The 20,978-nt window shown below is 63.5% G+C and carries 30 protein-coding genes; 28 read left to right on the forward strand and 2 right to left on the reverse strand.

Annotated elements, in window-relative coordinates:
• The first annotated feature begins 48 nt into the window (after positions 1–48).
• Positions 49–1,356, forward strand: a complete 1,308-nt coding sequence (locus tag KRZ98_RS16710) for a hypothetical protein (protein WP_217674568.1) — start codon at positions 49–51, stop codon at positions 1,354–1,356.
• A gap of 33 nt (positions 1,357–1,389) precedes the next feature.
• Here KRZ98_RS16710 and KRZ98_RS16715 read toward each other — a convergent pair whose 3' ends face one another.
• Positions 1,390–1,641 (reverse strand): hypothetical protein, encoded by a 252-nt coding sequence (locus tag KRZ98_RS16715; RefSeq protein WP_217674569.1) that lies wholly within the window; start codon positions 1,639–1,641, stop codon positions 1,390–1,392.
• Positions 1,642–1,767: 126 nt separating this feature from the next.
• Here KRZ98_RS16715 and KRZ98_RS16720 point away from each other — a divergent pair, with 126 nt between their 5' ends.
• From KRZ98_RS16720 to KRZ98_RS16805, 18 genes are all read left to right on the forward strand, one after another.
• Positions 1,768–2,793 (forward strand): hypothetical protein, encoded by a 1,026-nt coding sequence (locus KRZ98_RS16720; protein WP_217674570.1) that lies wholly within the window; start codon positions 1,768–1,770, stop codon positions 2,791–2,793.
• 114 nt (positions 2,794–2,907) lie between these two features.
• Positions 2,908–3,096: a hypothetical protein gene (locus KRZ98_RS16725; RefSeq protein ID WP_217674571.1), complete on the forward strand. Its 189-nt coding sequence runs from the start codon at positions 2,908–2,910 to the stop codon at positions 3,094–3,096.
• Between the two features lie 153 nt (positions 3,097–3,249).
• On the forward strand, positions 3,250–3,444 hold the full coding sequence (locus KRZ98_RS16730) for a hypothetical protein (protein WP_217674572.1): 195 nt from the start codon (positions 3,250–3,252) through the stop codon (positions 3,442–3,444).
• A 121-nt stretch (positions 3,445–3,565) separates the two neighbouring features.
• Complete coding sequence (locus tag KRZ98_RS16735; RefSeq protein WP_254798581.1) at positions 3,566–4,090, forward strand: hypothetical protein; 525 nt, start codon at positions 3,566–3,568, stop codon at positions 4,088–4,090.
• Positions 4,087–4,506, forward strand: coding sequence for a DUF2958 domain-containing protein (locus KRZ98_RS16740; RefSeq protein ID WP_217674573.1), 420 nt, complete (start codon positions 4,087–4,089; stop codon positions 4,504–4,506). Before KRZ98_RS16735 ends, KRZ98_RS16740 begins: the two co-directional genes overlap by 4 nt.
• A gap of 167 nt (positions 4,507–4,673) precedes the next feature.
• Positions 4,674–4,892 carry a hypothetical protein gene (locus KRZ98_RS24210; RefSeq protein ID WP_254798583.1) on the forward strand — a complete coding sequence of 73 codons (219 nt, stop codon included), beginning with the start codon at positions 4,674–4,676 and terminating at the stop codon, positions 4,890–4,892.
• Between the two features lie 55 nt (positions 4,893–4,947).
• A complete protein-coding gene (locus KRZ98_RS16750) occupies positions 4,948–5,247 on the forward strand; it encodes a hypothetical protein (RefSeq protein ID WP_217674575.1) in 300 nt (99 codons plus the stop codon).
• A 96-nt stretch (positions 5,248–5,343) separates the two neighbouring features.
• A complete protein-coding gene (locus KRZ98_RS16755; protein WP_217674576.1) occupies positions 5,344–5,604 on the forward strand; it encodes a type II toxin-antitoxin system prevent-host-death family antitoxin in 261 nt (86 codons plus the stop codon).
• Between the two features lie 2 nt (positions 5,605–5,606).
• The gene (locus KRZ98_RS16760) at positions 5,607–6,047 is read left to right on the forward strand and encodes a hypothetical protein (protein WP_217674577.1); all 441 of its coding nucleotides are present in this window, start codon (positions 5,607–5,609) and stop codon (positions 6,045–6,047) included.
• A gap of 147 nt (positions 6,048–6,194) precedes the next feature.
• Positions 6,195–7,097 carry an ArdC family protein gene (locus KRZ98_RS16765; RefSeq protein ID WP_217674578.1) on the forward strand — a complete coding sequence of 301 codons (903 nt, stop codon included), beginning with the start codon at positions 6,195–6,197 and terminating at the stop codon, positions 7,095–7,097.
• A gap of 57 nt (positions 7,098–7,154) precedes the next feature.
• Complete coding sequence (locus KRZ98_RS16770; RefSeq protein ID WP_217674579.1) at positions 7,155–7,517, forward strand: DUF3768 domain-containing protein; 363 nt, start codon at positions 7,155–7,157, stop codon at positions 7,515–7,517.
• A 106-nt stretch (positions 7,518–7,623) separates the two neighbouring features.
• Entirely contained in the window at positions 7,624–8,103 is a 480-nt protein-coding gene (locus tag KRZ98_RS16775; RefSeq protein WP_217674580.1) for a hypothetical protein, read from the forward strand.
• 124 nt (positions 8,104–8,227) lie between these two features.
• Positions 8,228–8,731, forward strand: a complete 504-nt coding sequence (locus KRZ98_RS16780) for a hypothetical protein (protein ID WP_217674581.1) — start codon at positions 8,228–8,230, stop codon at positions 8,729–8,731.
• Positions 8,732–8,849: 118 nt separating this feature from the next.
• Complete coding sequence (locus tag KRZ98_RS16785) at positions 8,850–9,497, forward strand: hypothetical protein (RefSeq protein ID WP_217674582.1); 648 nt, start codon at positions 8,850–8,852, stop codon at positions 9,495–9,497.
• A 66-nt stretch (positions 9,498–9,563) separates the two neighbouring features.
• A complete protein-coding gene (locus KRZ98_RS16790) occupies positions 9,564–9,872 on the forward strand; it encodes a hypothetical protein (protein WP_217674583.1) in 309 nt (102 codons plus the stop codon).
• 172 nt (positions 9,873–10,044) lie between these two features.
• Positions 10,045–11,223 carry a hypothetical protein gene (locus KRZ98_RS16795; protein ID WP_217674584.1) on the forward strand — a complete coding sequence of 393 codons (1,179 nt, stop codon included), beginning with the start codon at positions 10,045–10,047 and terminating at the stop codon, positions 11,221–11,223.
• Positions 11,224–11,600: 377 nt separating this feature from the next.
• Positions 11,601–12,401, forward strand: a complete 801-nt coding sequence (locus KRZ98_RS16800) for an N-6 DNA methylase (RefSeq protein WP_217674585.1) — start codon at positions 11,601–11,603, stop codon at positions 12,399–12,401.
• A gap of 541 nt (positions 12,402–12,942) precedes the next feature.
• Positions 12,943–13,236 carry a hypothetical protein gene (locus tag KRZ98_RS16805; protein WP_217674586.1) on the forward strand — a complete coding sequence of 98 codons (294 nt, stop codon included), beginning with the start codon at positions 12,943–12,945 and terminating at the stop codon, positions 13,234–13,236.
• A 205-nt stretch (positions 13,237–13,441) separates the two neighbouring features.
• Here KRZ98_RS16805 and KRZ98_RS16810 read toward each other — a convergent pair whose 3' ends face one another.
• The gene (locus KRZ98_RS16810) at positions 13,442–14,467 is read right to left on the reverse strand and encodes an IS110 family transposase (RefSeq protein WP_217674587.1); all 1,026 of its coding nucleotides are present in this window, start codon (positions 14,465–14,467) and stop codon (positions 13,442–13,444) included.
• 328 nt (positions 14,468–14,795) lie between these two features.
• Here KRZ98_RS16810 and KRZ98_RS16815 point away from each other — a divergent pair, with 328 nt between their 5' ends.
• The 9 genes from KRZ98_RS16815 to KRZ98_RS16855 all read left to right on the forward strand — a co-directional run bounded on the left by KRZ98_RS16815 (position 14,796) and on the right by KRZ98_RS16855 (position 20,939).
• A complete protein-coding gene (locus tag KRZ98_RS16815; RefSeq protein WP_217674588.1) occupies positions 14,796–15,143 on the forward strand; it encodes a hypothetical protein in 348 nt (115 codons plus the stop codon).
• The gene (locus KRZ98_RS16820) at positions 15,136–15,501 is read left to right on the forward strand and encodes a hypothetical protein (RefSeq protein ID WP_217674589.1); all 366 of its coding nucleotides are present in this window, start codon (positions 15,136–15,138) and stop codon (positions 15,499–15,501) included. Before KRZ98_RS16815 ends, KRZ98_RS16820 begins: the two co-directional genes overlap by 8 nt.
• Before the next feature lie 106 nt (positions 15,502–15,607).
• Positions 15,608–16,237, forward strand: coding sequence for a hypothetical protein (locus KRZ98_RS16825; protein WP_217674590.1), 630 nt, complete (start codon positions 15,608–15,610; stop codon positions 16,235–16,237).
• 91 nt (positions 16,238–16,328) lie between these two features.
• The gene (locus KRZ98_RS16830; protein ID WP_254798585.1) at positions 16,329–16,637 is read left to right on the forward strand and encodes a hypothetical protein; all 309 of its coding nucleotides are present in this window, start codon (positions 16,329–16,331) and stop codon (positions 16,635–16,637) included.
• 36 nt (positions 16,638–16,673) lie between these two features.
• Complete coding sequence (locus KRZ98_RS16835; RefSeq protein WP_217674591.1) at positions 16,674–17,090, forward strand: hypothetical protein; 417 nt, start codon at positions 16,674–16,676, stop codon at positions 17,088–17,090.
• A gap of 238 nt (positions 17,091–17,328) precedes the next feature.
• The gene (locus tag KRZ98_RS16840) at positions 17,329–18,228 is read left to right on the forward strand and encodes a hypothetical protein (RefSeq protein ID WP_217674592.1); all 900 of its coding nucleotides are present in this window, start codon (positions 17,329–17,331) and stop codon (positions 18,226–18,228) included.
• A complete protein-coding gene (locus KRZ98_RS16845; protein WP_217674593.1) occupies positions 18,225–18,524 on the forward strand; it encodes a hypothetical protein in 300 nt (99 codons plus the stop codon). Before KRZ98_RS16840 ends, KRZ98_RS16845 begins: the two co-directional genes overlap by 4 nt.
• A gap of 330 nt (positions 18,525–18,854) precedes the next feature.
• Positions 18,855–20,468: a PRTRC system ParB family protein gene (locus KRZ98_RS16850; protein ID WP_217674594.1), complete on the forward strand. Its 1,614-nt coding sequence runs from the start codon at positions 18,855–18,857 to the stop codon at positions 20,466–20,468.
• A gap of 36 nt (positions 20,469–20,504) precedes the next feature.
• A complete protein-coding gene (locus KRZ98_RS16855) occupies positions 20,505–20,939 on the forward strand; it encodes a PRTRC system protein E (RefSeq protein WP_217674595.1) in 435 nt (144 codons plus the stop codon).
• Positions 20,940–20,978: the final 39 nt, after the last annotated feature.

Here is a 20,978-nt window from a genome sequence, read left to right on the forward strand (position 1 = left end):
CGTCGTTCCGCAAGCCGACCGCGCGCCTGGAAGGCTTGGGCACCGGCCATGTGGCTGATCGACAGATACTCGCCAGGGCGCTTAGGATTTCGAATAACCTTGCCCGAACCCGTCCGCCAGGCACTGGTTCGCTGGTATGTGGGGGAGGGCGTTCGCGCCGACGAGCAAGCCAGCATCGTCTTGGTGCAGCAAGCACGGATCGGTGAGAAATGGATCGCCTGCGACTGCCTTGGCGCCGAATGTGACCCCCCGATCTTGACACCCGCCTATCTGAGCGAGAGCGAGACCTACTATCTCCGGCGGCTTACGGCTGCGAAACGGCCCGAGCACCTTGAATCCTGCCCCTTCTTCCGCGAGCAGGCGATCATCAGGCCCGGCAAGAAGGAGCGGCTGTCCGTCCTCGAGCGCCCCGACGGCTATTTCTCGGTGCTAAAGCCAGCACCCGAGCGCTTGGCGCAGCAACCGGTCGTAGACAACGCCGCACAGCGCACGCACAACCGCTCTGTGCCCCGCCTGGCACGCCTGCTTTGGCGCCTGCTCGACCTCTCCGCGCGCAATATCATGCCGCCACCCACCGCCGACGCGCCGGAGCGCAGTATCGCCACCGAGTTCCGGGCGATCATGGCGGCAGCCGAGCATATCGAAGTTGCCCCCGGTATCGCCCTTGCGCGTGTCCTCTGGACGCATGGCCGCGCCTATCACAGCCGGCGCCTCTTCGCCGGCCTGCGTGAGCAAGCCCGTACCTGGCCGCGAGGGCATCAGCCACAGGGCTTTCTCCTGGTGTTCGCCGACGAGGTGCGTGGCGATCAAGTCATAGCCGCCGGGTCCGATCCGATCCCGGTCGCGACCCAGGTGATATCGCCGTCCGTCCACGGCAGGCGCGTCGAGGGCCCGTATCTGGCGCTGATCGTCGTCGGTCAAATGCCCGAAGCCAAGGGCTATTCGCCACTGCGCGCGTATGCACAGCCCATCTGCTCGGGCCGCTGGTTCGTTCCCGTTGATTCCGCCTTCGAACGGGCGACAGCCGCCGAACTGTTGCGCTACCAGCGGCGCCTCGCGGGCTGCGGCCATGACTGCCGCGTGGTCAAGCCGGTCTTCGATACACTCACCCCGCTCGGCAGTTGCCGCCCGGACTTCTTTGTGGAGAGCGTGTCGCGGCAAACCGGCACAATAGGATCCGTAATTGTCGAAGCACTCGGATTCGAGACCGTCGAATATGAGAACGCGAAGGCAGCCACCCATCCGCGAATGGCGACGATCGCGCCGGTCATCACAATCGATCCCACCGAATTGGATCGCGGCCTGCTCACCGCGCGGCTCGATGGCGCACTCGCCATCGCCGATACGGTTGACTGATCTAGAACACCCCGTCGCCGGGCGCACTCCGGGTTACCAGTCGAGCGTAGCGCCGAAGGCGATGACGATCATTAGGATCATCGGCGTCGCGAGCAGATAGCGGCGCTGCCATCTCCACCACGTGCGCGGCAAGAATCCGATCGCGCCGCGCGCCGTGCTGAATTCGTTCCACGCCCGCTCGCGATACAGCTCCACACCAACGGCGATCGCGGCCGCCATCGCGGCGATCACGCAGCAGGCCGCCGTCGCCGCATAGAGCGCCGCCCAGTTCTCGAAATCGACCATCGACTGATGTTGCACCGCTTCGTCTCCGGCTTGCCGGTTGCGACCCTATTACGCGCCAATCCGCGTCCGGTTGCAAGCGTCTGCCGCCGGGTCGGACGTGCGTCAGTGACCCAAGGGAGCACTCCAATGTCGCAATCGACCCGCGCGACGATCGAAATCGTCATCGGATTGCCCCACCTCAGAAACGGCCCGCTACTCGAGCGCGCCCGCGCCCGCGGCTATCCGGTCCTCGTATCCGCCAACGCCTTCTCGCGGTGGGATCGCCGCGCCGGATATCCTGTCTGGCGCGGGTGGAACCTCAATCCACTCGCCAACGCAGCGGGGCTCGCATCGCTCGACCTCGATTCCGCGGGGTTCGTGCTCGCGTCCCGCTACCGGGGCTTGCCCTGGTCCGTTGACGACTATGTCGCGCTCGCCGCCAGCCATCCGTTCCGACGATGGGCAAGCCTCGACCTCTGCACCGAGCAAGAGATCGCCCATGACCGGGACGAAGTGCTCGACCGGCTCTCCCGCACGATCGCCCTCAATCATGCGTGCCACGCACGGGGTCTCGACGCTGGCATCGTCGACAACTTCATGCCGGTTCTCCAAGGCCGAACGCCGCATGACTATCTTCGCTGCCTCGATGGCGTCGCGGGGCTCCTGCGCGGCAGCGCGGTGATCGGAATCGGCTCGATGTGCCGCCGGCCCGTCCATGGTCCGGAAGGTCTTCTTGCCGTGTTCAGCGCCCTCGACCGGGCGCTGCCACGCGATATCCGTCTGCACGGGTTCGGTGTGAAAGGGACGGCACTTTCGCATCTCGCTCCGCTAGCCGACCGGATCGCGAGCATCGACTCCTCCGCTTATGGCGTTGCGGCACGGCGCGAGGCGCATGCGGCACGATCCTCAAAGACCGATGTCCTGGTCGCCGACCACATGGATCGGTGGACGATCTCACAGCATCAGCGGGTCAAATACGGGCGTGCCGACTTCCAGCACCAGCTTCTCCTCCCATCGCCCACGATTGCGTCGTCGGGCTGGGAAAGAGCGCTTGCGGTGGCACGCGACGAGATACGCAGCCTCATCGAGGTCGGCGAGATCGCGCATGACCAGATCACCGAACAATGGATCGCGAGCTGGGCCGCGGAGCTGCTGGACAGCGAAAACGGTTGAACGCCTTGGCTCGGCGCCATCTTCGTGCAGGCGGCGAGGCCGCCGAGAGAGAGATGGGGGAGAGTTTGGTATGGCAATCTCGGGAAATCACTCCCGGGAGTTGGAGGCGCACCAATGGCCAATCCCAAGCGAGAGTATCATCCCGACGACATCGCGATCTGGCCTGACGGCTGGTGGATGACCTTGGACGAACTGTGGCGCGGCGGCGATGCCGGGCGTTCGGACGACTATGAGATCGTTCGGATCGAGGATCATGATCGGCTGAGGGCGCTCGGCGTCGCTGAAGAACTCGACATCGAGTGAGACCGGCTACCCGCCCGTAAACACCAGGCGGACTGTCGCCGCCGCATTTGAAGGGGAGGGGGCGAGAGAGGGTGTCGAAATTCGGCCTGTCGGCGCGGTTCGTGCCCCGGCCGCCGTGATGCGACGTCCTCAACCCACGAACGGAGACCTCCAATGAACATCGATGACATTCAACGGGCCGAACCCGACGCTCTGGCCCCGGTGCTTCTCGCGGCCCTTCAACGCCTCGGTCAACTCGGTCGCGATGGCGCCGTCGCACTCGGTCGGCTCGTGAAAGACGACGATGCCGACTTCGACGAAGCGGCAGGCTGGATTGAATCGATCGCGGACGGCGAACTGAGCGACTGACTATGCGGCGGCCGGTCCCGGACAGGGACCGGCGCGCCAAAGGAGAGGGGGGAGGCGATGGCAGCCCGGTGGAAAAGAGGCGCCGGGCCGCCATCGTTCGCCCCTCTTTGGAGACCCCATCATGTCCACCGACATTGTCACGCCGTCCGCCGCGGGCGGCGCTCCTGCAATCGTGCTCGACGGCCAAGCTGTCCTGACGTCCGTTCCCCTCGGCACGCTCCTGCGCTACTTCGACGGCGAGCCATGCCCGCCCGCCCGCTTCACGCGCAAGCTGTCCGCATGGAAGAACCGCAACGGCACCGGCCGCCTGATCGAGAAATCGTTCGACAACTCGACGGCCGGTTCGCGCTACCCCGCAACCTTCACGCTCCACCTCGCCAACTATGGTTCTGGCGGCGTGATTGCCCTAATCGTGAACCAGACCATGACGGTCACGACCGAGCTGCGGTTCGAGGTGATCGAGCGGCCCGCACCGGGCATGGTTCGCGTGCTAACCCGCGATGATAAACGCGAGGAACTCCACCATCTCGCAGAGAATATGGCGGCGGCCGAAGCCTGGATGGCGAACAATCGCTATCTGAACGCCGTCGTCGAGATCGTCGGCGAGGAAGGGGCGGGTGCCGAACCTGTCGGGAGGGCGGCATGATCCTCCTGACCCCCGAAATCCGCGCGCAGCTAGAAGCCAATGGTCGCGATCCCGAGGCCGACCATGTCCCAGTGGCAAAGCTGTTCAACCCACTCGGACCCGGCGTCTGGCTCGCCACCCATCTCGATGGGGACGGCGATACTCTCTGGGGGATTGCCGATCTTGACCTGGACTGCGTCGAATATGGCACGTTCAGCCACAGCGAGCTGCAGGGCCTCGCGGTCGGCCTCGGCCTCGGCATCGAGCGCGACATTTTGTTCAAGACCAGAACACCGCTGTCGGTGTGGCTTGCGACGGCGGACGACGCCGGCGGAATCCGGTCGGCCGAGCGCATCATTGCCCGGCTTGAGCGGGAAAGCCGATCCATCGTCCCGGATCAATCACCGACACAATTGACCACGACCTCCGGGGCCTGATCGTGAAGAGCGGCGACCCTCCCATCGGACACAATGGCGGGCCGCCGCTCGACGACGATTCTCCCTCGACCATTCGGACATGCCGGTGGTGCCGGCATTGGTCGCCCCCATCCGAGTGGGAGGAACGAGCCTATGAATATTTCCGTCTCGGCCTGTCTCGCCGCCGCGTGAAGCGGCCGTCCGGCGCCTGCGACCGGGTCAAGATGGCACCGAACAAGCCGCTCGCCTTCTCGGCCACGGTCGCGGAGTTCTCCTGCCTCAATTTTGAGGCAAAGCCGCGGCCGCCGATCGAAATCCCCCGACGCGGCGGGTTCGTGACCGTCTGGGAAGGCGACCGGATCGCCTGGCAGGGCGTCGAGGAGGATATACCCGAGGAATATCGTTGAGGTTGTGCCGCGATTGCGCCGCCATTCCCACATCTCAATCGACAAGGAGCTAAACATGGACATCCAGCCTTGCCGGGGCATCGTCATCAACGCCCCCGAATTCTTCGTGGACCCCGCCTTTCAGCAATGGCTTGCCAACGGGGACCACAAATTCACCTGGCATGACGGTGGCGAGATCGACGAATGGTCGGACGTCATCGTGCTCGTCGATCCGAGCCTCAACGGCGAGGGAAGCGACTCCGACATGCCGGAACATATCTGGAATCGCATCGTCGAGGCTTGCCGCGAACATCTCGGACGCGATCGCGCGTGCAGCAATCACTATGTCGCGCGGCTGACGAACCTCGACCTGTGAGCATCTCCTGGTGGAACACTGTATAAGCCGGACCGTAGTTGACACGGCACATTGAAAATCCGGATAATTTGGATTATACGGAGATTGGAGGTTCGCATGGCCAATCTGAGCATCACATCGGTCGAGTTTCAGAAGGGCTTCGGGCGCTATCGCGAAGCGGCGCTGAGACAGCCCGTCACCATCACCAATCACGGCCGCGACAGCCTGGTGTTGATGTCGGCGGACGAATTTCGGCGCCTGAAGCGGCGCGAGCGGCGGGTGATGGGTCTCGACGACTTCACCGAGACGGACATCGCCGCGATCGCCGCGAGTGAGGCGCCCGCCGAGGCAGCGGCGTTCGACGACGAACGAAACTGACGATGTCGCTCCCGACGCCCGTAGCGGGGCTTGTGCTCCGCTACGCTTTCCTATGGCGCGAGGAGGCCGATCGCGGACAGGAAGAAGGCAGCAAGGATCGCCCCTGTGCGATCATCCTCGTCACGCAGGATGACGAGGATGACGGGCCGCTCGTCACTGTTCTGCCCGTCACCCACACGCCGCCGCGCGATGAGCGGCTTGCCGTCGAGCTGCCCCACGACACGAAGAAGCGTCTCGGCCTCGACGACGCGCGGTCCTGGATCGTCGTGACCGACGCTAACCGCTTCATCTGGCCCGGACCCGATGTGCGATTCGCCCGGCCCGGCGATCCCGCGAGCGTCGCTTATGGACTGCTTCCGGCTGGCATCTTCAACGAAATGCGCGACAAGTTCATCGCCGCCGTTCGCGCCCGCAAGGCCGCTCAGGTGACGCGGACGGAATAGCTCGCAGCACGAGCCAGATCATGAGCGACGTAACGCTCATCCCAGCGCCACGCCGCCCTTACGGGCGGCGGCAAAGAGGAGGGGGATCGGCCGAGTGAAGGGCTGCTGGAGCGGGATTGCACCGCTTCGCCCTCGCGGAGAATCCCCATGACCCGATCAAACGCCTCGGCTGACCACGCCGACGTCTACACCCGCATCACCTCCGAAATCATCGCAGCGATCGAAGCGGGCGCAGGAACCTGGCACATGCCCTGGCATCACAGCGGCGGCGCTGTCACCCGACCGGAGAGTTTCGCTTCCCGTCGGCGCTACCGCGGCATCAATGTGCTCGCCCTCTGGATCACCGCCGAGGTGCGAGGCTACGCCAGCGGCCTTTGGGGAACGTATCGCCAATGGCAGGGCGCGGGCGCCCAGGTCCGCAAAGGTGAACGCGGCGCGACCGTCGTGCTATGGAAGGAGGCTGCCTCGCGCGCCGAAGACGATCATGACGAAGGCGAGGAAGGACGCAGCCGCGTATTCGCCCGCGCGTTCACAGTGTTCAACGCAGCGCAGGTCGATGGATATGAACCGGAACCGGCGACCTTGCTACCCGAAAGCGAGCGCCTTGCGGATGCCGAGGCCTTCATCGCGGCATTGAAGATTCCGATCACCGAAGGCGCCTACGACGCCCACTACAGGATCGATGTCGATCAAATCTTCATGCCGCCTTTCTCGGCGTTTCGCGACGCCGCGGCCCAGATCGGTACGACCTTGCATGAGTGCGCGCACGCGACCGGGGCGAAGCACCGGCTCGACCGCAATTTCGAAGATCGGTTCGCGCACAACTGGCTGCCCATCGAAGAAGCCTGCGCCGAGCTCACCGCGTCGTTTGTGCTCGCCGACCTCGGCATTGCCCACCATCCGCGACCCGATCATGCCGCATACGTAGCCTCTTGGCTGGAGGCCCTAAAAGACGATCCCCGCGCGATCTTCACAGCTGCCAGCAAAGCCCAGCAGGCGGCGGACTGGATGTGGGCACAGCAGACCGACACCGCGGCTGTCGCGGCTTGAACAGCATCCGCCGAGGCGGACCGCACCCTTTCAACTCGACTAAAATGGAGAAGTCCCATGGCTTCGACGAATGCTATCCCACGCACCGAGAAGATCGCGCGCCTCAACGATAATGCCCGCTGGCACTATGACCCGACGACGCGCCATGTCGTTACTGCCACTTGTCTTGCAACTCTGGCACCCGACAATACCCAACTCCAGCTGATATGGGCTCGAGCCAAGCTCCAAAAAGCGCTCCGCGAAGCGACATTCACCAAGGAATCGCCCGAGCGCGACCGAGCCGAAATCTACGTCGACGGCCACCGCCTCCACTTCAAGATCGACTATTATGATCCCGCGCTCGAATTCGGATCGGAGGATCCGGCCAACGCTTCGATCACCGTGCGCGTCATCACGATCATGCTCTACGGTGAGGATTGAGGCCCAGCTCGCAGGTCCACTTCACCTGACCGCCCCAGCGATCGCGCGAAGCCCGATAGCGCCGTCGCGCCCAGGCCTTCGCTGTCCAGACAAAGGAGCCCGGATCATGCCCGACAAGGTGACAAGCCGCCAAGCGCAGGTTGAAACAGACCTCGACCTCATTTCCCAGCTCCCGGTTTTGACCGTCGCGCTTAGCGAAGCTGAGTATGATGCCGCCAACATTTTCGCCTTTGATCCGGAAGCTCTCCTGCCGGCCGGCGCGCTGTCCGGGACCAGCGATACGATTGCGACAGGACCGGATAACTGGGACTATCGCTTGCCGGGCAGCCACATGGACAAGGCGGCATGGACTCGCCTGGCGCGCGCGTGCGTCACCTCCGCCGCGGATCATGGCGCTGCGACGTGCCTTGCCATGTTCCTCGCCGAGCGCGCGTTGGAAGAACCCGCAACCACCCGCTCGGTAGATCATGACCCATCGACGGCAACTGACCGGCGCATCTGTATGATCTGCGATGGCGGACCGGGCAATGACGGCGTCTGCTTGTGCGGCGCACGACACTATGCGCCCGCCGCGTATCCCCGCTGATCGGCCGCATCCGCTCCAGGCGCTGACGCGCCGCCGGTGAGGGAAGGGGGAGCGGAGGGGCGCTCGCCTTTATGATGCTCCGATGCCTTTGCGGATCACCGTCCCTCATACCAGGACAACGCCCATGCGTCTTACCGATCAACTTGCCGCCCGTCGGCGTCTCTATTCGCTACCGCTAATCACCGCACCCGCGCTCATGGTAATTGATATTCCCGCCCCGTTTGGCAGTCGCAGTCTGGCATTAGGCCGCTATTATCCCGTGATCATCGAGACGAACGACGAACTTACCGAGTTCGAATCATTTCTCGACGCGGATCGCCCAAATCTCGTTGCGCCCGACCTACTCGATCACCGGCCGAGCAACCGGGAAGCAAGCGCGATCACATTTTTCGAACTCGCGCCGCCTGCGCCGGGTTGGCCGTGGCTGCTGCTCTGCCACTGGCCGCGACCCTACGCATCGCTTGCAGGGACCGATCCCAATCTGCTCGCACGCGGCGCCTATACGACCGAGACGTTCCTTGATCGTGGCGACCTCCTCACTGAGACCGCCCGCTTCATCGACATGCTCGGCCGCGACGTCGAGCTTCGCGTCATTCCGCCCATGGACGACATCGCCGGCCACTCTTGACCCGACGCGCAATGGCCGCGCCTCGCCGTAGCGACATTGTCCGACCTGCAACACGCCCGACTAGGGCGTCGCCGCGCGCAGATCGGTTGTCAGCCCCTCACAATCACAGGAGAATCTCATGCCCGAGGAACCTTCCGGCACAGCCACGACGCTCCAATCGAAGCACATAGGGACTATTGCGGATACCCTTCTCGCCAAGGCCGAACAATTCGCCAAGGTGTTCGGACCCGAGAGCCGGACCGCCCCCGATCTGCGGCAGGCCGCGGCCGCCTTGCTGTCCCTATTGCGTGAGCGCGACGAGCTGGCAAGATGCATCGATGCTGGCAGTCGCCCAAGCGATGCGGCGAACACGGCCAGAGTCCGCGACCCTGTAAAGCCTGTCTGCCGGGACTGCGGAAGCGAAGATATCGGGCGTGATGCCACGGCCCGATGGGACGAGGACCTGCAGGATTGGAGCCTGACGGCCGTGTATGATTCCGTAACATGCGACAGCTGCGGCGCCGAAAGCGACAATCTTTGCAATTGGCAACCGCTCGAACCGACGCCCGCGCCGCTCCCGCCGGTTATCGGTGCGCGCGCGCGAATCCTCGAACGCCCGCGGATCGGGGGTGATCGCTTCAAGGGGCGGGAAGGCGAAATCGTCCGCCAAAGCGCGTTCGGCTTCTACCTTCGCCTCGATATGACCCCGCGCGAACGGGTCCAGAAGGTCGAATTGGTTGAGGCACCTTTCCTGGACGTCCTCTCCCACCCGGACGGACCGGAATGATGCGTCGGTCCGCAGGCGGGACAAAAGCGGGCAGGGAAACGCGTTCGCCGATCGGGAGATGTTTTCATGCAGCGTTACGGCGAGACGATGAAGCGGCTCATGCCGGGCCTCTACGCGGGAAATGAAGTCCGAGCGGAACGCGCGGACGACGGTCGCTGGGCGTTCGAGATGAGGTGCAACCAGCTCGGCCGGCGGCTCTGGTTTGAGTTCTCGCCGCACGGCCTTTGGACGAGCGTCGGCACATGGCGCACCCTGGATGAAGGGCTCTCGGTCTCCGCAAGACTTCGCGCCGGCAACCACTTCTGGGATGCCGGTATCCAGGTCGCTCGTCTCTTCCGCGAGGAAATCTACGCCGCGTTGCGCGAGGAGCAATGACATGTCGCGGTCTGTGCAACGCGGGGAACGCCTAGCTGGCAGCATTCTCCTTCCGATCGAACGTCATTGTCGCCGAATTGTTCTTTGCGCCCGATCCCGCACCAGGCGCTGACGCGCCGACGGGAAAGGGAAGGGGGAGGGGGGCCGGTGGTTCTGACAGGAGGAAACCATCATGACCGACTTCCAATCCCAAATCGTTATCCTTCCAGCCATCCCGCAGCAGGATCTGACACCGCTCGAGCGACTCCTGCTCACCGCAATGTTCGACCACCGCGTCGACGAGCACGGTATCCACTTCCATAGCCAGGCCGGCCTCCGCGAGCGCGTTGCCTTCACGCTTGCCGAACTCCGGACCGCCGTCCAACAGACCAACGGCCAATCCCCCGCCGCGCTGGACGTGCTGCGAGCGACGTTCGACCTTGCGACGGACCACGGCCCACATGTCGGGTTCGATCTCAGCATCACAGCCTGGGAATGGTTGCTTCAGGATATCGTCAGACGCTCGGAGAAACTCGACCACATTGCCGTGGTCGCTGGCTATACCTGCGACGATATCGGGCGCTATCCCCACGCGCTCGGCGGGATCGCCACCGTCGTCACCGCAGACCAACTCGCGGCCAAATCGCTCGACGAGTGCCTTATCGATCTTCAAGTCGACCTGCTCGATCGGTCTTGGCCGCCTGCTCCGAACACACGGATCATCTCACCGGTCGAGGCGGATGTGCGCTCGACGATCGACGATATTCTCCGCGTCGACGAGCGGGTGACGCGGACCGATATCACCGAGGATAACATCCGCATGGCCTGCGCCACGATAGCGTCGGACGCGCTCGATGACGAGGCTCGTTGCCACGCGATCTACGACGCCGCCCGAGGCGCGATTGATCTGGCGTTGGCGCGGGCGGAGCCGATCGCTCTTTCTCCGAATGCCGACCTCCCTCTCTCGCTGAAGCCGGCATGCCGCTACTGTGCGAATGACCGAATCGTCCGGGACGCCTGCGCGCGCTGGGACGCCGATACCGGACGATGGACGCTGGCAGATGTGCTTGTCGGCGATTTCTGCGAGGCGTGCAATGCGGATGGCGACGACCTCGTGCGCTGGGTCGCCGCCGATGGCGCACCGGCAATCCTGTGCGAACCCGTTGTGGGCGCGCGCGTGCGCATCATCGACCCACCCCGCTTCAAAGACCACGAAGGCGAGGTTCGCTTCAAGTCTGCCGTCGGCGTGTTCGTCCATCTCGACGACGAGCGCCTCGCGTCGACGCAACTGTTCAGCGCGCTGCAGCTGATGGTCATTGCCCTGCCCGAACCGGTGGCAAGCGTGCCAGGTGCGACACCGGAGCCGGTATAGTGACCGGGCGCGGCAGGGAGCTTCAAATCGCGGGCCTGACGCTTCGTCTTAGCAGTTCACGACGTCCCGGCTGCCGCAGTCTCACCTATTTCGAGGTCCGGCACGATGGCCGCTGGCTTCACTGCGGCGATCCTCTCCACGGTGAGACAAGCAGCGCGAAGGCGCGGGAGGCATTGGTTCACTATGCCCGCGTAGCGATCCGAAAGGCCAGCGGGCCCCCTCCCCAAAGCGGATAGCATCGCCCTATCTTCCCCGTCCGCACGCCATCTCGACAGCCGCCGAGATCCATCCACCGAATGCCGCCCCGCACGACACGTCACGCCCGCCCGATCCGGATGGGTGGCCGATGTCGTGCGTTTGCCGGCCGGGAACGCGCGATGACACCACATCAGAGGCACATCAAGGCCGCCAGCAAGCTGCTGCGCTCCTCCGCCTATCACCATAATCTCCACGCGCTGTTCCGTGATTGCATGGAAGCGGCCGCAATTTCCGTCTCCAACAGCGTGGACATCCGGAACCGGGAATTGCGCGAGAGACGCTATCTCGAGATCGTCGGTGCCTATGAGCGCAAGATAGTCGACGTGTTTCCGCAGGTATTCGCCGAAATCGTCATGGCGCTCGAACAAGAGCCCAGCGATGCGCTCGGCGCCATCTATATGGATCTCGAGTTAGGGAGCACCGACAAGGGACAGTTCTTCACGCCGTATCCGGTCTGTCGAATGATGGCCGAAGTGACGCTTAGCGACGCCGATGCAATAAGAGAGCGGATCGAACGCAAGGGCTTCGTAAGCGCGATGGAACCGGCGTGCGGCGCCGGCGCGATGGTCATCGCTCTCGCGGAGGCCATGCGCGCGCGCGACATCAACTATCAACGGCATCTTCATGTGACTGCCGTCGATATCGATCGTCACGTCGCCCAAATGGCCTACATCCAGTTCGCCTTGCTGCATATTCCCGCAGTCGTGTTTGTTGGCGACTCACTGTCGCTGGAAATGCGAGAAGCTTGGCACACGCCCGCGCATATTCTCGGTGGATGGTCGGCGAGACTGGCTTGCCGCGACGCCGAAGCGGCAGCGAAGGCGCTTGCCGAGATGCCGCCGGAACCGGCCGTCATTACACGCGTCAGCGCCCCACCGTCCGGCCGTTCCCAGCGCCCACAGCAGCTGAGCCTCTTCTGATCAGCATGGATGGAGCAGCTCATGATCTGGACGATAAGATATGCATCGAACGCGTTTTACTGGTTGCTAAGAGGACGTATCCGGTTCCGGACGTTCATCATAGCACTACGCCGGCAGCCGATCGCCGTAGCCGGCAGGGGCGGAAGCTACATCCTCGACCCGGATTTTCCGACCTGATCGCGTTCTGTCGGGCGCGGATCGGAGCATGTGCCACACCACCGCGCGCCCCCGGCTGCGGACAAGCGGTAAGCCAACGATACGCCCCATGAGATCATTTCGCTCTCCACCGCCCTTCGGGCGGACGACCCGTCCCCCGAGCAGAGGGGGAGGGCGCAAGCGGACCTTTGATCTGGATCCCCGCGAAGAACACCCACGCGGCTGACGAACCTCCCGCGCACACGCCCAAAGCGGACGCAAAGCCTGCGTCGACCGATGAACAATCGCGATCAAACTTATCCGAGACCGGTTGCGGGCCTCCGAGCAGCTTTCGGGCCGCGGGCCTTACACTCCTCTTCGAAACACCAATTCAGGAGCCACCTATATGGAGATCACCTTTCATTTCGGCGCCGCTGGCCACCCCATTAGCTGGACGCTCTACGCGGTTTATGGGTCAGGCTACGGTGTCGCGCTGGCCGCAGCTCGCACCTGGTTCGATCGCATGATCGCCTCCACGCAAACCGAAACTCCACCCGGCGGTCAGTTCGTCATCGAACTCAGAAACGATGCAGTCGTTCGCGCCGACCTGCTGTTCGACGCCGACTATTTTCGACACCATCAGGAACCGGACGAGGTCCCTTGGCTGTCGTCTAATAGCGGGCCAGATTGCAAGGCCTAAAGCGTAGTAGGGATGAACTTGCCAGGAGCACGGTCGTCTTCGCGGTCAACAGTTGTTGCCGCATGATGGGGCTTCGCGGGAGAACCTTCCAATGTGTCAGACGCACGATCCAATAACGGAAGTGCAACAGCCTCGGCGGAATGGTTCGGCCACGTCCTGGCAAGGACGCCTCTACACACCCAGGGGCATGTGAGCTGACAAGGTTTTAAGCCGTAGCGGCTGCTTTCCTTTCAAAAAACTCGCCCGACACGAGCATGGCGTGCATGATAACAGCGAGTTTACGCGCGACGGCGACAGCAGCACGTTTGAAGCCGATTTTCTCGCGCAATTTGAGCCCCCAAGATCGCAGATCACTTTCTGCCGCCGCTCTCGTCATGATGACCGTTGCCGCTTCATAGAGCAGGCCGCGCAGGTGAGCATCACCGCGCCTGGAGATATGGCCATCGTAATCGACTTCGCCTGATTGGTAACGTCTGGTCGTAAGACCGATCCACGCACCAACAGACCGTGATTTCTTGAAGTTGGCAGGATCCTCAATGGCGCTTGTGAACGCTGTCGCTGTGATGGCGCCCACGCCTGGTATCGACATGAGCAGTTGGCACGCCTGGCTTTGCCGCGCATCAGCAAGGAGTTGACGTCCAAGCTCTGCTGCTCGTATCCGGATGCTGCGCCACGCCTCGAGGATCGGCATCATAATGGATGCAAGATCATTGCGCCCATCCAGTGAACGGCAGACATGTTCATCGAACTTTCCTCCCTTTGCTGAGGGGATGATCAAGCCAAAGGTCTTCATCAGCCCGCGGATCTGGTTGGAAAGCTCCACCGAAATCCTTACCAGCCTGTTGCGTGCGGCCACACGCGTGCGCGAAATCATACTCTCGAAGCCCTTCACACGCACTTCTCGGAAAAAGCCTACTTCGGCCAGATGCGCCAGTCCGTCGGCGTCGTTCGCATCGGTCTTGTTCGGCGCCATGTCGAGGGCCGCCTTGGCATGCCGTGCATCGATGCAGATCGCTGGCAGCCCTTCGGACTTCAAGGCATGGAAAAACCACACTGACAGCGGCCCGGTCTCAAATACAACCCGCTTCGCATGGGGCGCCCGCTTACGGACAAGTTTTGCCAAAGCTGCGGGATCTGACGCGCACTTGCCGCGCCAAATCCGCTTGCCCTCACGACGGATAGAAACGGCGGTCTCTTTCATCGATACGTCGAGTCCGATATACTCTTCCATGGCTGTTCTCCGCTAGATGCTTGGGCCCGGCGTCCAGTCGTGAGCCCGTACTTCCATCTTATCGGGGGGCAGCCACCTCCTGTTCAATGCCTTTCACAGGCATCTCAGCGACTCGCTCCCGCGATTACCCCATGTGTCAGTTCCACGCGTTCCCGCTCGAAATTCCCGAGACGGCCAAGCACTTGGTGACCCAAGAGCTTCGGCGTCAGCTGATAGACGTCGGTTTCCTGATCCCTCGCGCCGAATGGGAGAACCGATATCCCGATGAGGCAGAGCTGCTGCGCGAGTTTCACGAGGCGCTTCAGATCCTTCGAGCAGGAGCTTGACTATGGCGGATGCCACCAACGTCACCGTGACACTCAATGTCGCAGTGTTCGATCCCCCGGCGATGTGGGACCGCGCCCTTGGAATCTATGCCGGCGTGAATTTTCGCTACAAGATTTTCGATCCTGGGGAGCCGACCCTCCTGGCTGAAGAGCTTCATGACGGGTTCGTCGCCATCTGCGGCAACCGCGATGAACCCGATATCGGCGAATGCGTCCTTCTGATCTTTGCCGGTGAGAATCCTCCCGGTATCCAGATCGACGACAGCTCGGCAAAGATCGTCACGCCGGCATGGGACGAGAAGCATCTGGATCGCGGCGAGCACGGCGCCAATGGTGGCGACCGTGACTAAAGCCGTTCTCAAGCAGCCTTGTAACGAATGCCCATGGCGCCGCAAGCACCCGGCCGGGTGGCTCGGCGGCTATCAGCCGGAGGATTTCACAAGACAGATACAATTCGACGGACCGCCTCTGCCTTGCCACAAGACGATCCTCGGCGACGGGACCGAGGCTCGCGCGATGTGTGTTGGCGCGCTCATCTTCATGAAGAACAGCTGCAAGGGTGCAAACCACCCCGACTACGGCGATGCGCTCGATACGGTCGAAATGGACACGGAAACGGTGTTCCAATGGGCGGATGAATTCCTTGAGCATCACAACAACCCCGCGGCCTGGGTCGAGAAGGTCAAGGCCAAGATGAAGCAACCTTGATGGCCTTGGCCCATCGTCGCCACCGCCCGTTGGGCGGTCGGCACCATGGGGGCAGAGGAGAGGGGGGAGCGACTAGGGCAACTTCCTGGGAAAAAGGACCCCGCCCATGACCTACAACCCATGCCGCCGACAAACGCAGGCGCTGGAATCCTCGCAGGTAACAACGATAAACGGGGCGGTCGCCGCAATTTACTCGGCGATCGAGGACTGCCAACGCCTCGGACTAAATCCGGCGAATGACCCGGCCGTGCTGCTCCTATCACGTCGCCTTGGCGCCATCGCTGGCGAGGGAAAGCCGGACGATCAAGCGCTGCTACGCGCCTGCGCCCACGCCGTAGCAAGCGCATCCGGGTTGCCAATGCTACCTCAGCTCATGCGACGCAGCATTGGTTACGACGCGCAGGCAAAGGCGGCGTTTCACCAGGAAGGGCAAAAAGCAATGCGAAAGCTCGCGTGCGCGCTTGGGCTGTCCCGCGGCAGCTACTCCCTGCGATCCAACAAGGGCGGAATTGCGGTCTCGGGTGAGGTGAGCCTCCACGGCGAAAGAATCTACGTCGAACTCTCGCAAAGCTGCCTGGGTCCCGGTCGCGAGATCATGTTCCGCAGCGTGCAAGGCCGCAAGGATTATTGCGGTGGAGCCAACAACTGGGCGAGCGTCGATGAGTTGATGGAACCCGGACTGCTGGCTGCGCGCATGCTGCAAACTCTGCGCCTCGATGTCGCGGAGACAGTGTGACGATGACGCCGCGTGGCCGCCATCTCGTTCCCGTCACCGCCGCCGAAACTGCCGCGCTGATGCGGCAAGTACGCGCCAACAGAAAGGGCACATGATGAGCCGATACGATCTTGAACCGCGCCCCGACGCCGTCGCTGCGCATGGCAACCTCTGCATCGCGATCGGATGGGATGCACCCCTCGACACCTTCTTCGCAATGGTCCTGCGAGACGACGACGATGTTCCTGACGAGGCGCGCGACCTTGTCTGGGTCGGAACACGCTACGGCGAGGTCGCCGAGGCCGACAACGCGACCGACGCGATCCGAGCATTCGCGGCGATCCTGGAAGGTCTGGCCGCAACGCTTTGTGCCGATCGAAGCAAGGAGGGAAGTCGTCCGCGGTCGCCATGGATCCGCTGACACCGTGCGCGGCCTCATTCGATATGGAACTTGACCATGCCTACCACCATTCGCCTGTCCGCAAGCGATGTCAGGCAGTTGCGCAGGACCGCAGAGAGCATCGCCCGGCGATACAACGGCACTCGCCGCTTCGCGATCGAAATCGGCGAACGCAGCAGCCTGAACACCGGGCGGACGGCCATGAACATCCGGTCGATCAGCAACGACCCGGATTGGGAAGACACCGACCTATTCACCACCCATGAGTGGCGCCGCATTCGGGATCGACACGAACTCGCCAACGGCAAGGCGCTGTTCGACCTCTACATCTATGAGCGACCTGGCATTGGCGAGGTCGGCGATCTCGTATGCAATGTCCAGGCCGAGATCGACGCGCAGGGACTCGCCGCGATCCATGCCGACGCCGAGAAGAACGTCTGGGAACGACCAGCTCGGCAGGAACTCCGCGAGTAACCGGCGGCATGCGAAGGCGGAATTGCTTACGCGAAATCCCGGCCTCCCCGGTCTGACAGACCCGCCCATTCGCCAGCGGCCAAGGCCGCACAGGCATGAAAGGGGAGAGGGATTTTGACGATGCCGCCTGGAGGGCGCGGACGAGCAGTTCGCCAGCGCATGCGACATCCGCGTCCTCTGCCACCTCATCCGAAGCCCGGCCACGCGTCGGGCTTTCGCGTCTTCAGGAGATATGACGATGTCCAAGCGCCCCGTGCTCACGCTCCAATTCCCGTCGCCCGGATCGAAGCAGCCTGCTGCCGATCGCCGCGCCAATGCGGATAGCCCGCGTCCCGATCATATCGCCCTGTCCAGCTGTGAACTCGTTCGCGGTCAGCTTTACGAATGCCACCAGCGTTCCGACGCTTGGGACAGGTTGCAGTTCGAATTGATGGTCGCCGAAGACGATTGCAACGTGGCCCGCCATGTCGTGCCCTTCGGCAGCCTCGAGAATTCGACCTGGCAATGGATCGCCGCCCAGATGTTCGAAGTGCCTCCGCACGAACTCTCCGACACACTGGTCGACATGTTGGTCGAGCAGCGCGGCCTGTTTCCCAATGGCCCTGCGGACGGTCCCAGACTCATCGCCATGATGGAGGTGGAAGTCTCGCTGGCCGTTGCGTTCGAGCACCGCCATCAACGCGCCGACGCGGAAGCGAACGCACGGGATCTGGTCCTCGAGGGCTTGCCGGTCGCGTTCGACGCCTATGTTACCCAGGAAAGCTTCTCCGAAGACGCCTGGAATCATCTCTCGGTGACGATCTTCGAGCAGAGCTGCACCAACGTGGACGGCGTCCGCTTTCAGACGATCTTCGATCGGCCCGACCTGACAACGGGCACGGCCGCGGGTCATGCACGATCGCGGATCGCCGAGCTGGCCGCCGCGCTTGCCATCGAAATCGACGCCGATGACGAGCGCGCGACCGGGATCGACGATCATATTCGCAGCCTGCTCGGCCAGATCATCGCCTGCCCCGTAGCCGTGCGGATGCTGCGCGAAGCCTGCCCGCTGCGCGACGCGCTCCTCTCAGCGCTCTATCACGGTCCCGACGAGACGTTCGGCGCATCCGCTTCCGCTCTGCCAAGGAGCGAACCATGAGCAGTCCCGACTTTCGCGTCGATGATCCCGCGCAGGCGGAGGTCATCGCGGTCGGCGACTTCGTCCGGTCCTACGACTTCGAGGCACATGCCGATTGCTATGTCGAAGGCGTGGTCGACGAGGTCGGAAAGATCGTCGAGGGTTGCCCGCGCTATGTCATCCGCGGCCATCGACGCATCTGGTCGGGTCGCGAACTGACGCTCCCGGCGGAGGCCATCTTCATGCCGCCAGTAAACGGCACCCGCGTCCTGGGTGGCGGCTACTGCAATGGCGTCAGGAAGGTCGCGCGACCGTAATCGTCGACCCGGCCCCGGCCCTCTGAACACGGCCCGGTGCGGAGATGTGTCGACGCAGATCGGTTCCATCCATGAAATGGGCGGCGATAGCCGCGACCGCGCATGTCCATGGTCTCGCCGTGGCGACCCGCAACGTGCGAAATTTCGCGGACGCTCGGCGTCGAGACACTCAACCCGCTTGAAAACAACTGCCCCTCCTCCAGGCCCTCCGGGCCGCGAGAGGGAAGGGGGAGGCTGTTGGTGATCAGATGGCGATCGCCGTCATGCTCACCACCCGCAGCCAGCGCTCGCGCGAAAGACGCGCCCGCCTCTTCCACAAGGAGATCAGCCTTGAACGCGCCACAACCAAGCTATCCGACCACGCTGCCCCTCTCCAGGATCGTGAAAGGCGATAACCCCCGCCGCTACTTCGACCGCAAAAAGCATGCCGAAATGGTAATCTCGGTCCGGCAGCACGGCGTACTACAGCCCCTCCTGCTTCGTCCGAAGGGCGAGAACTACGCCATCGTCGCCGGTGAGCGCCGCTATAGGGCCGCTCAGGAGGCCTACGGGCCCGGAGGGGAGGTCCCCGTCATCATCCGCGAGATGACCGACCAGCAAGCGCTGGAGGCCGCGATCGCCGAGAACGACGACCGCGACGACCCTTCGGAGACCGAGCAGGCGGATGCCGCCGTCCGTCATCTCGCGGCGTGTCAGGGCGATCGAGCCGAGGCCGCGCGTCGGCTCGCTTGGTCGCGGAGCAAGCTCGACCGCCGCCTTGCGCTCGCCGAGCTCTCCGACACAGTCAAAACCGCGCTCGATGAACGCCGGATCAAGGTCGGCCATGCCGAACTGCTTTCCGCCATCCCCGCGGACAAGCAGGACAAGGCTCTCGAAACGATCCTGCGCGCCGGCCTCGACGTCGGTAAGACCCGCGAGCTGCTTGCGCGCGTGACGCAGAACCTTGCCGCCGCCATCTTCGACAAGACCGAATGCACCGCCTGTCCGTTCAACTCCACCACCCAACGCGTCCTCTTCGAGATCCACGTCGACGATGGCCACTGCACCAATCCGACATGCTTCGAGTTGAAAACCCAAACCGCCGAAATGATCCGTTTCGAGGAGCAGGAGCGCGCCGAGAAGGCCGCAAGGGCTGCGGTGCCTCCCGACAGCGATGACATCGAGGATGCCGAACCGGATGATTCCGCAGACGATACTTTGTCGTCGACAGGCTCCCAGCCAGGGTCGAAAGACGACACGAACGCGTCCACACCGGCGAACCCGGTCAGATCCGCGAGCAATGCGTCCGCCGCGCATAAGCCGGCCGTCACCGTCAAATCGATCGCGAGCCGCACGATCGAGCTTCGCGAGGCAACTTGGCGAACAGCTCTAGCGCGCTCTCTGGCAGGCAACGCCGCGCACGCCCATACGACGATCCTTGTCGCGGCAATGTCCGGCACGCTCTCGCAGATCAAGGCTGATACGCTCACAGCCCGCGCCGGCCTGCTGGTCAGCGGCGACTTTCCCGCCCTCGACTACAGCGCCAAGATCGACGCGATCCGCGCGCTGTCCGCCCCGCAGGCGTCGAAAGTGCTGTCCGCCATCGGCGCGGCCTACGCCAAGGACGTGCTCGCCTTCGAACATGTCGCCTATCTCGCCCGGACCTTCGCCATCGATCTGCGCGATAGTTGGCAGGTCGATCAGGCGTTTCTCGATCGGTACACCAAACCCGAGCTCAAATTCATCGCCCAGGAATGCGGCCTCCTAGCGCACACCGGCGAGAAGAGGTTCGCCAAGCTCCTCGCCTCCAAGAAGGTCGAACTCGTCGCCGGCATGCTCAATCGGCCCGGGTTCGATTGGGCCGGGCGCCTGCCGAGCTCCATGACGCTCGACGGAAAATATGGCCCACCGCCGCCTCGCGCTGCCCCGCAGGTTCAAGCCCCGATCGCCGAACTCGCCGCCTGATCCCCGTTTCCCACCGTTCAGACAAGGAATTTTGCCATGCTGGTTACCAACCTGCTGCCGCTGCTTGCGCGCTATTCGCTAGGCTTCGATCTCGTCGCCGGCCCCGACGACACCGTCACCTTGACCATCCTTCCCCGCAAGGCCGAAGGCGCGATCAGCAATCTCGAAGCCGGTGAGACCCGACCGATCTCGATCACGGCGAGCGCCGCGGAAATCGACGCCGAACTCGACAAAGGCGGGGAGGGTGCTCTCGGCCACCTTATCGCCGCACGCAGGACGCTCGCCGACCAGATCGCCGAACAGCAGGCAGCAGCCGAAGCCGCCCGGACGGCTGCCGCGGAGGCCGCGAAGGCCAAAGCTGCCGCGGCCGCGCCCAAGAAGACCGCGCCTGCTGCTCCTGCGAAAGCTGCGGCACCGACTAGTCCCCCCGCCAGCGCCACGCCGGAGGAGCCCGCCAGCCTCTGGGACTGACTTCGCTCCAATCTCTCCACGATCAGATGCCCAGGAGGC

The organism is Sphingobium sp. AS12, assembly GCF_019097845.1.
GTDB lineage: Bacteria > Pseudomonadota > Alphaproteobacteria > Sphingomonadales > Sphingomonadaceae > Sphingobium.

Bases quoted from the DNA above. Each gene is read 5' to 3' on its own strand.
- KRZ98_RS16815 (WP_217674588.1), top strand. From the start codon at position 14,796: ATGGCGGATGCCACCAACGTCACCGTGACACTCAATGTCGCAGTGTTC.
- KRZ98_RS16720 (WP_217674570.1), top strand. From the start codon at position 1,768: ATGTCGCAATCGACCCGCGCGACGATCGAAATCGTCATCGGATTGCCC.
- KRZ98_RS16750 (WP_217674575.1), top strand. From the start codon at position 4,948: ATGGACATCCAGCCTTGCCGGGGCATCGTCATCAACGCCCCCGAATTC.
- KRZ98_RS16780 (WP_217674581.1), top strand. From the start codon at position 8,228: ATGCGTCTTACCGATCAACTTGCCGCCCGTCGGCGTCTCTATTCGCTA.
- KRZ98_RS16755 (WP_217674576.1), top strand. From the start codon at position 5,344: ATGGCCAATCTGAGCATCACATCGGTCGAGTTTCAGAAGGGCTTCGGG.
- KRZ98_RS16825 (WP_217674590.1), top strand. From the start codon at position 15,608: ATGACCTACAACCCATGCCGCCGACAAACGCAGGCGCTGGAATCCTCG.
- KRZ98_RS16805 (WP_217674586.1), top strand. From the start codon at position 12,943: ATGGAGATCACCTTTCATTTCGGCGCCGCTGGCCACCCCATTAGCTGG.
- KRZ98_RS16830 (WP_254798585.1), top strand. From the start codon at position 16,329: ATGATGAGCCGATACGATCTTGAACCGCGCCCCGACGCCGTCGCTGCG.
- KRZ98_RS16715 (WP_217674569.1), bottom strand. From the start codon at position 1,641: ATGGTCGATTTCGAGAACTGGGCGGCGCTCTATGCGGCGACGGCGGCC.
- KRZ98_RS16760 (WP_217674577.1), top strand. From the start codon at position 5,607: ATGTCGCTCCCGACGCCCGTAGCGGGGCTTGTGCTCCGCTACGCTTTC.
- KRZ98_RS16785 (WP_217674582.1), top strand. From the start codon at position 8,850: ATGCCCGAGGAACCTTCCGGCACAGCCACGACGCTCCAATCGAAGCAC.
- KRZ98_RS16845 (WP_217674593.1), top strand. From the start codon at position 18,225: ATGAGCAGTCCCGACTTTCGCGTCGATGATCCCGCGCAGGCGGAGGTC.
- KRZ98_RS16800 (WP_217674585.1), top strand. From the start codon at position 11,601: ATGACACCACATCAGAGGCACATCAAGGCCGCCAGCAAGCTGCTGCGC.
- KRZ98_RS16730 (WP_217674572.1), top strand. From the start codon at position 3,250: ATGAACATCGATGACATTCAACGGGCCGAACCCGACGCTCTGGCCCCG.
- KRZ98_RS16740 (WP_217674573.1), top strand. From the start codon at position 4,087: ATGATCCTCCTGACCCCCGAAATCCGCGCGCAGCTAGAAGCCAATGGT.
- KRZ98_RS16735 (WP_254798581.1), top strand. From the start codon at position 3,566: ATGTCCACCGACATTGTCACGCCGTCCGCCGCGGGCGGCGCTCCTGCA.
- KRZ98_RS16725 (WP_217674571.1), top strand. From the start codon at position 2,908: ATGGCCAATCCCAAGCGAGAGTATCATCCCGACGACATCGCGATCTGG.
- KRZ98_RS16835 (WP_217674591.1), top strand. From the start codon at position 16,674: ATGCCTACCACCATTCGCCTGTCCGCAAGCGATGTCAGGCAGTTGCGC.
- KRZ98_RS16775 (WP_217674580.1), top strand. From the start codon at position 7,624: ATGCCCGACAAGGTGACAAGCCGCCAAGCGCAGGTTGAAACAGACCTC.
- KRZ98_RS16855 (WP_217674595.1), top strand. From the start codon at position 20,505: ATGCTGGTTACCAACCTGCTGCCGCTGCTTGCGCGCTATTCGCTAGGC.
- KRZ98_RS16810 (WP_217674587.1), bottom strand. From the start codon at position 14,467: ATGGAAGAGTATATCGGACTCGACGTATCGATGAAAGAGACCGCCGTT.
- KRZ98_RS16790 (WP_217674583.1), top strand. From the start codon at position 9,564: ATGCAGCGTTACGGCGAGACGATGAAGCGGCTCATGCCGGGCCTCTAC.
- KRZ98_RS16795 (WP_217674584.1), top strand. From the start codon at position 10,045: ATGACCGACTTCCAATCCCAAATCGTTATCCTTCCAGCCATCCCGCAG.
- KRZ98_RS16710 (WP_217674568.1), top strand. From the start codon at position 49: ATGTGGCTGATCGACAGATACTCGCCAGGGCGCTTAGGATTTCGAATA.
- KRZ98_RS16765 (WP_217674578.1), top strand. From the start codon at position 6,195: ATGACCCGATCAAACGCCTCGGCTGACCACGCCGACGTCTACACCCGC.
- KRZ98_RS16840 (WP_217674592.1), top strand. From the start codon at position 17,329: ATGTCCAAGCGCCCCGTGCTCACGCTCCAATTCCCGTCGCCCGGATCG.
- KRZ98_RS16770 (WP_217674579.1), top strand. From the start codon at position 7,155: ATGGCTTCGACGAATGCTATCCCACGCACCGAGAAGATCGCGCGCCTC.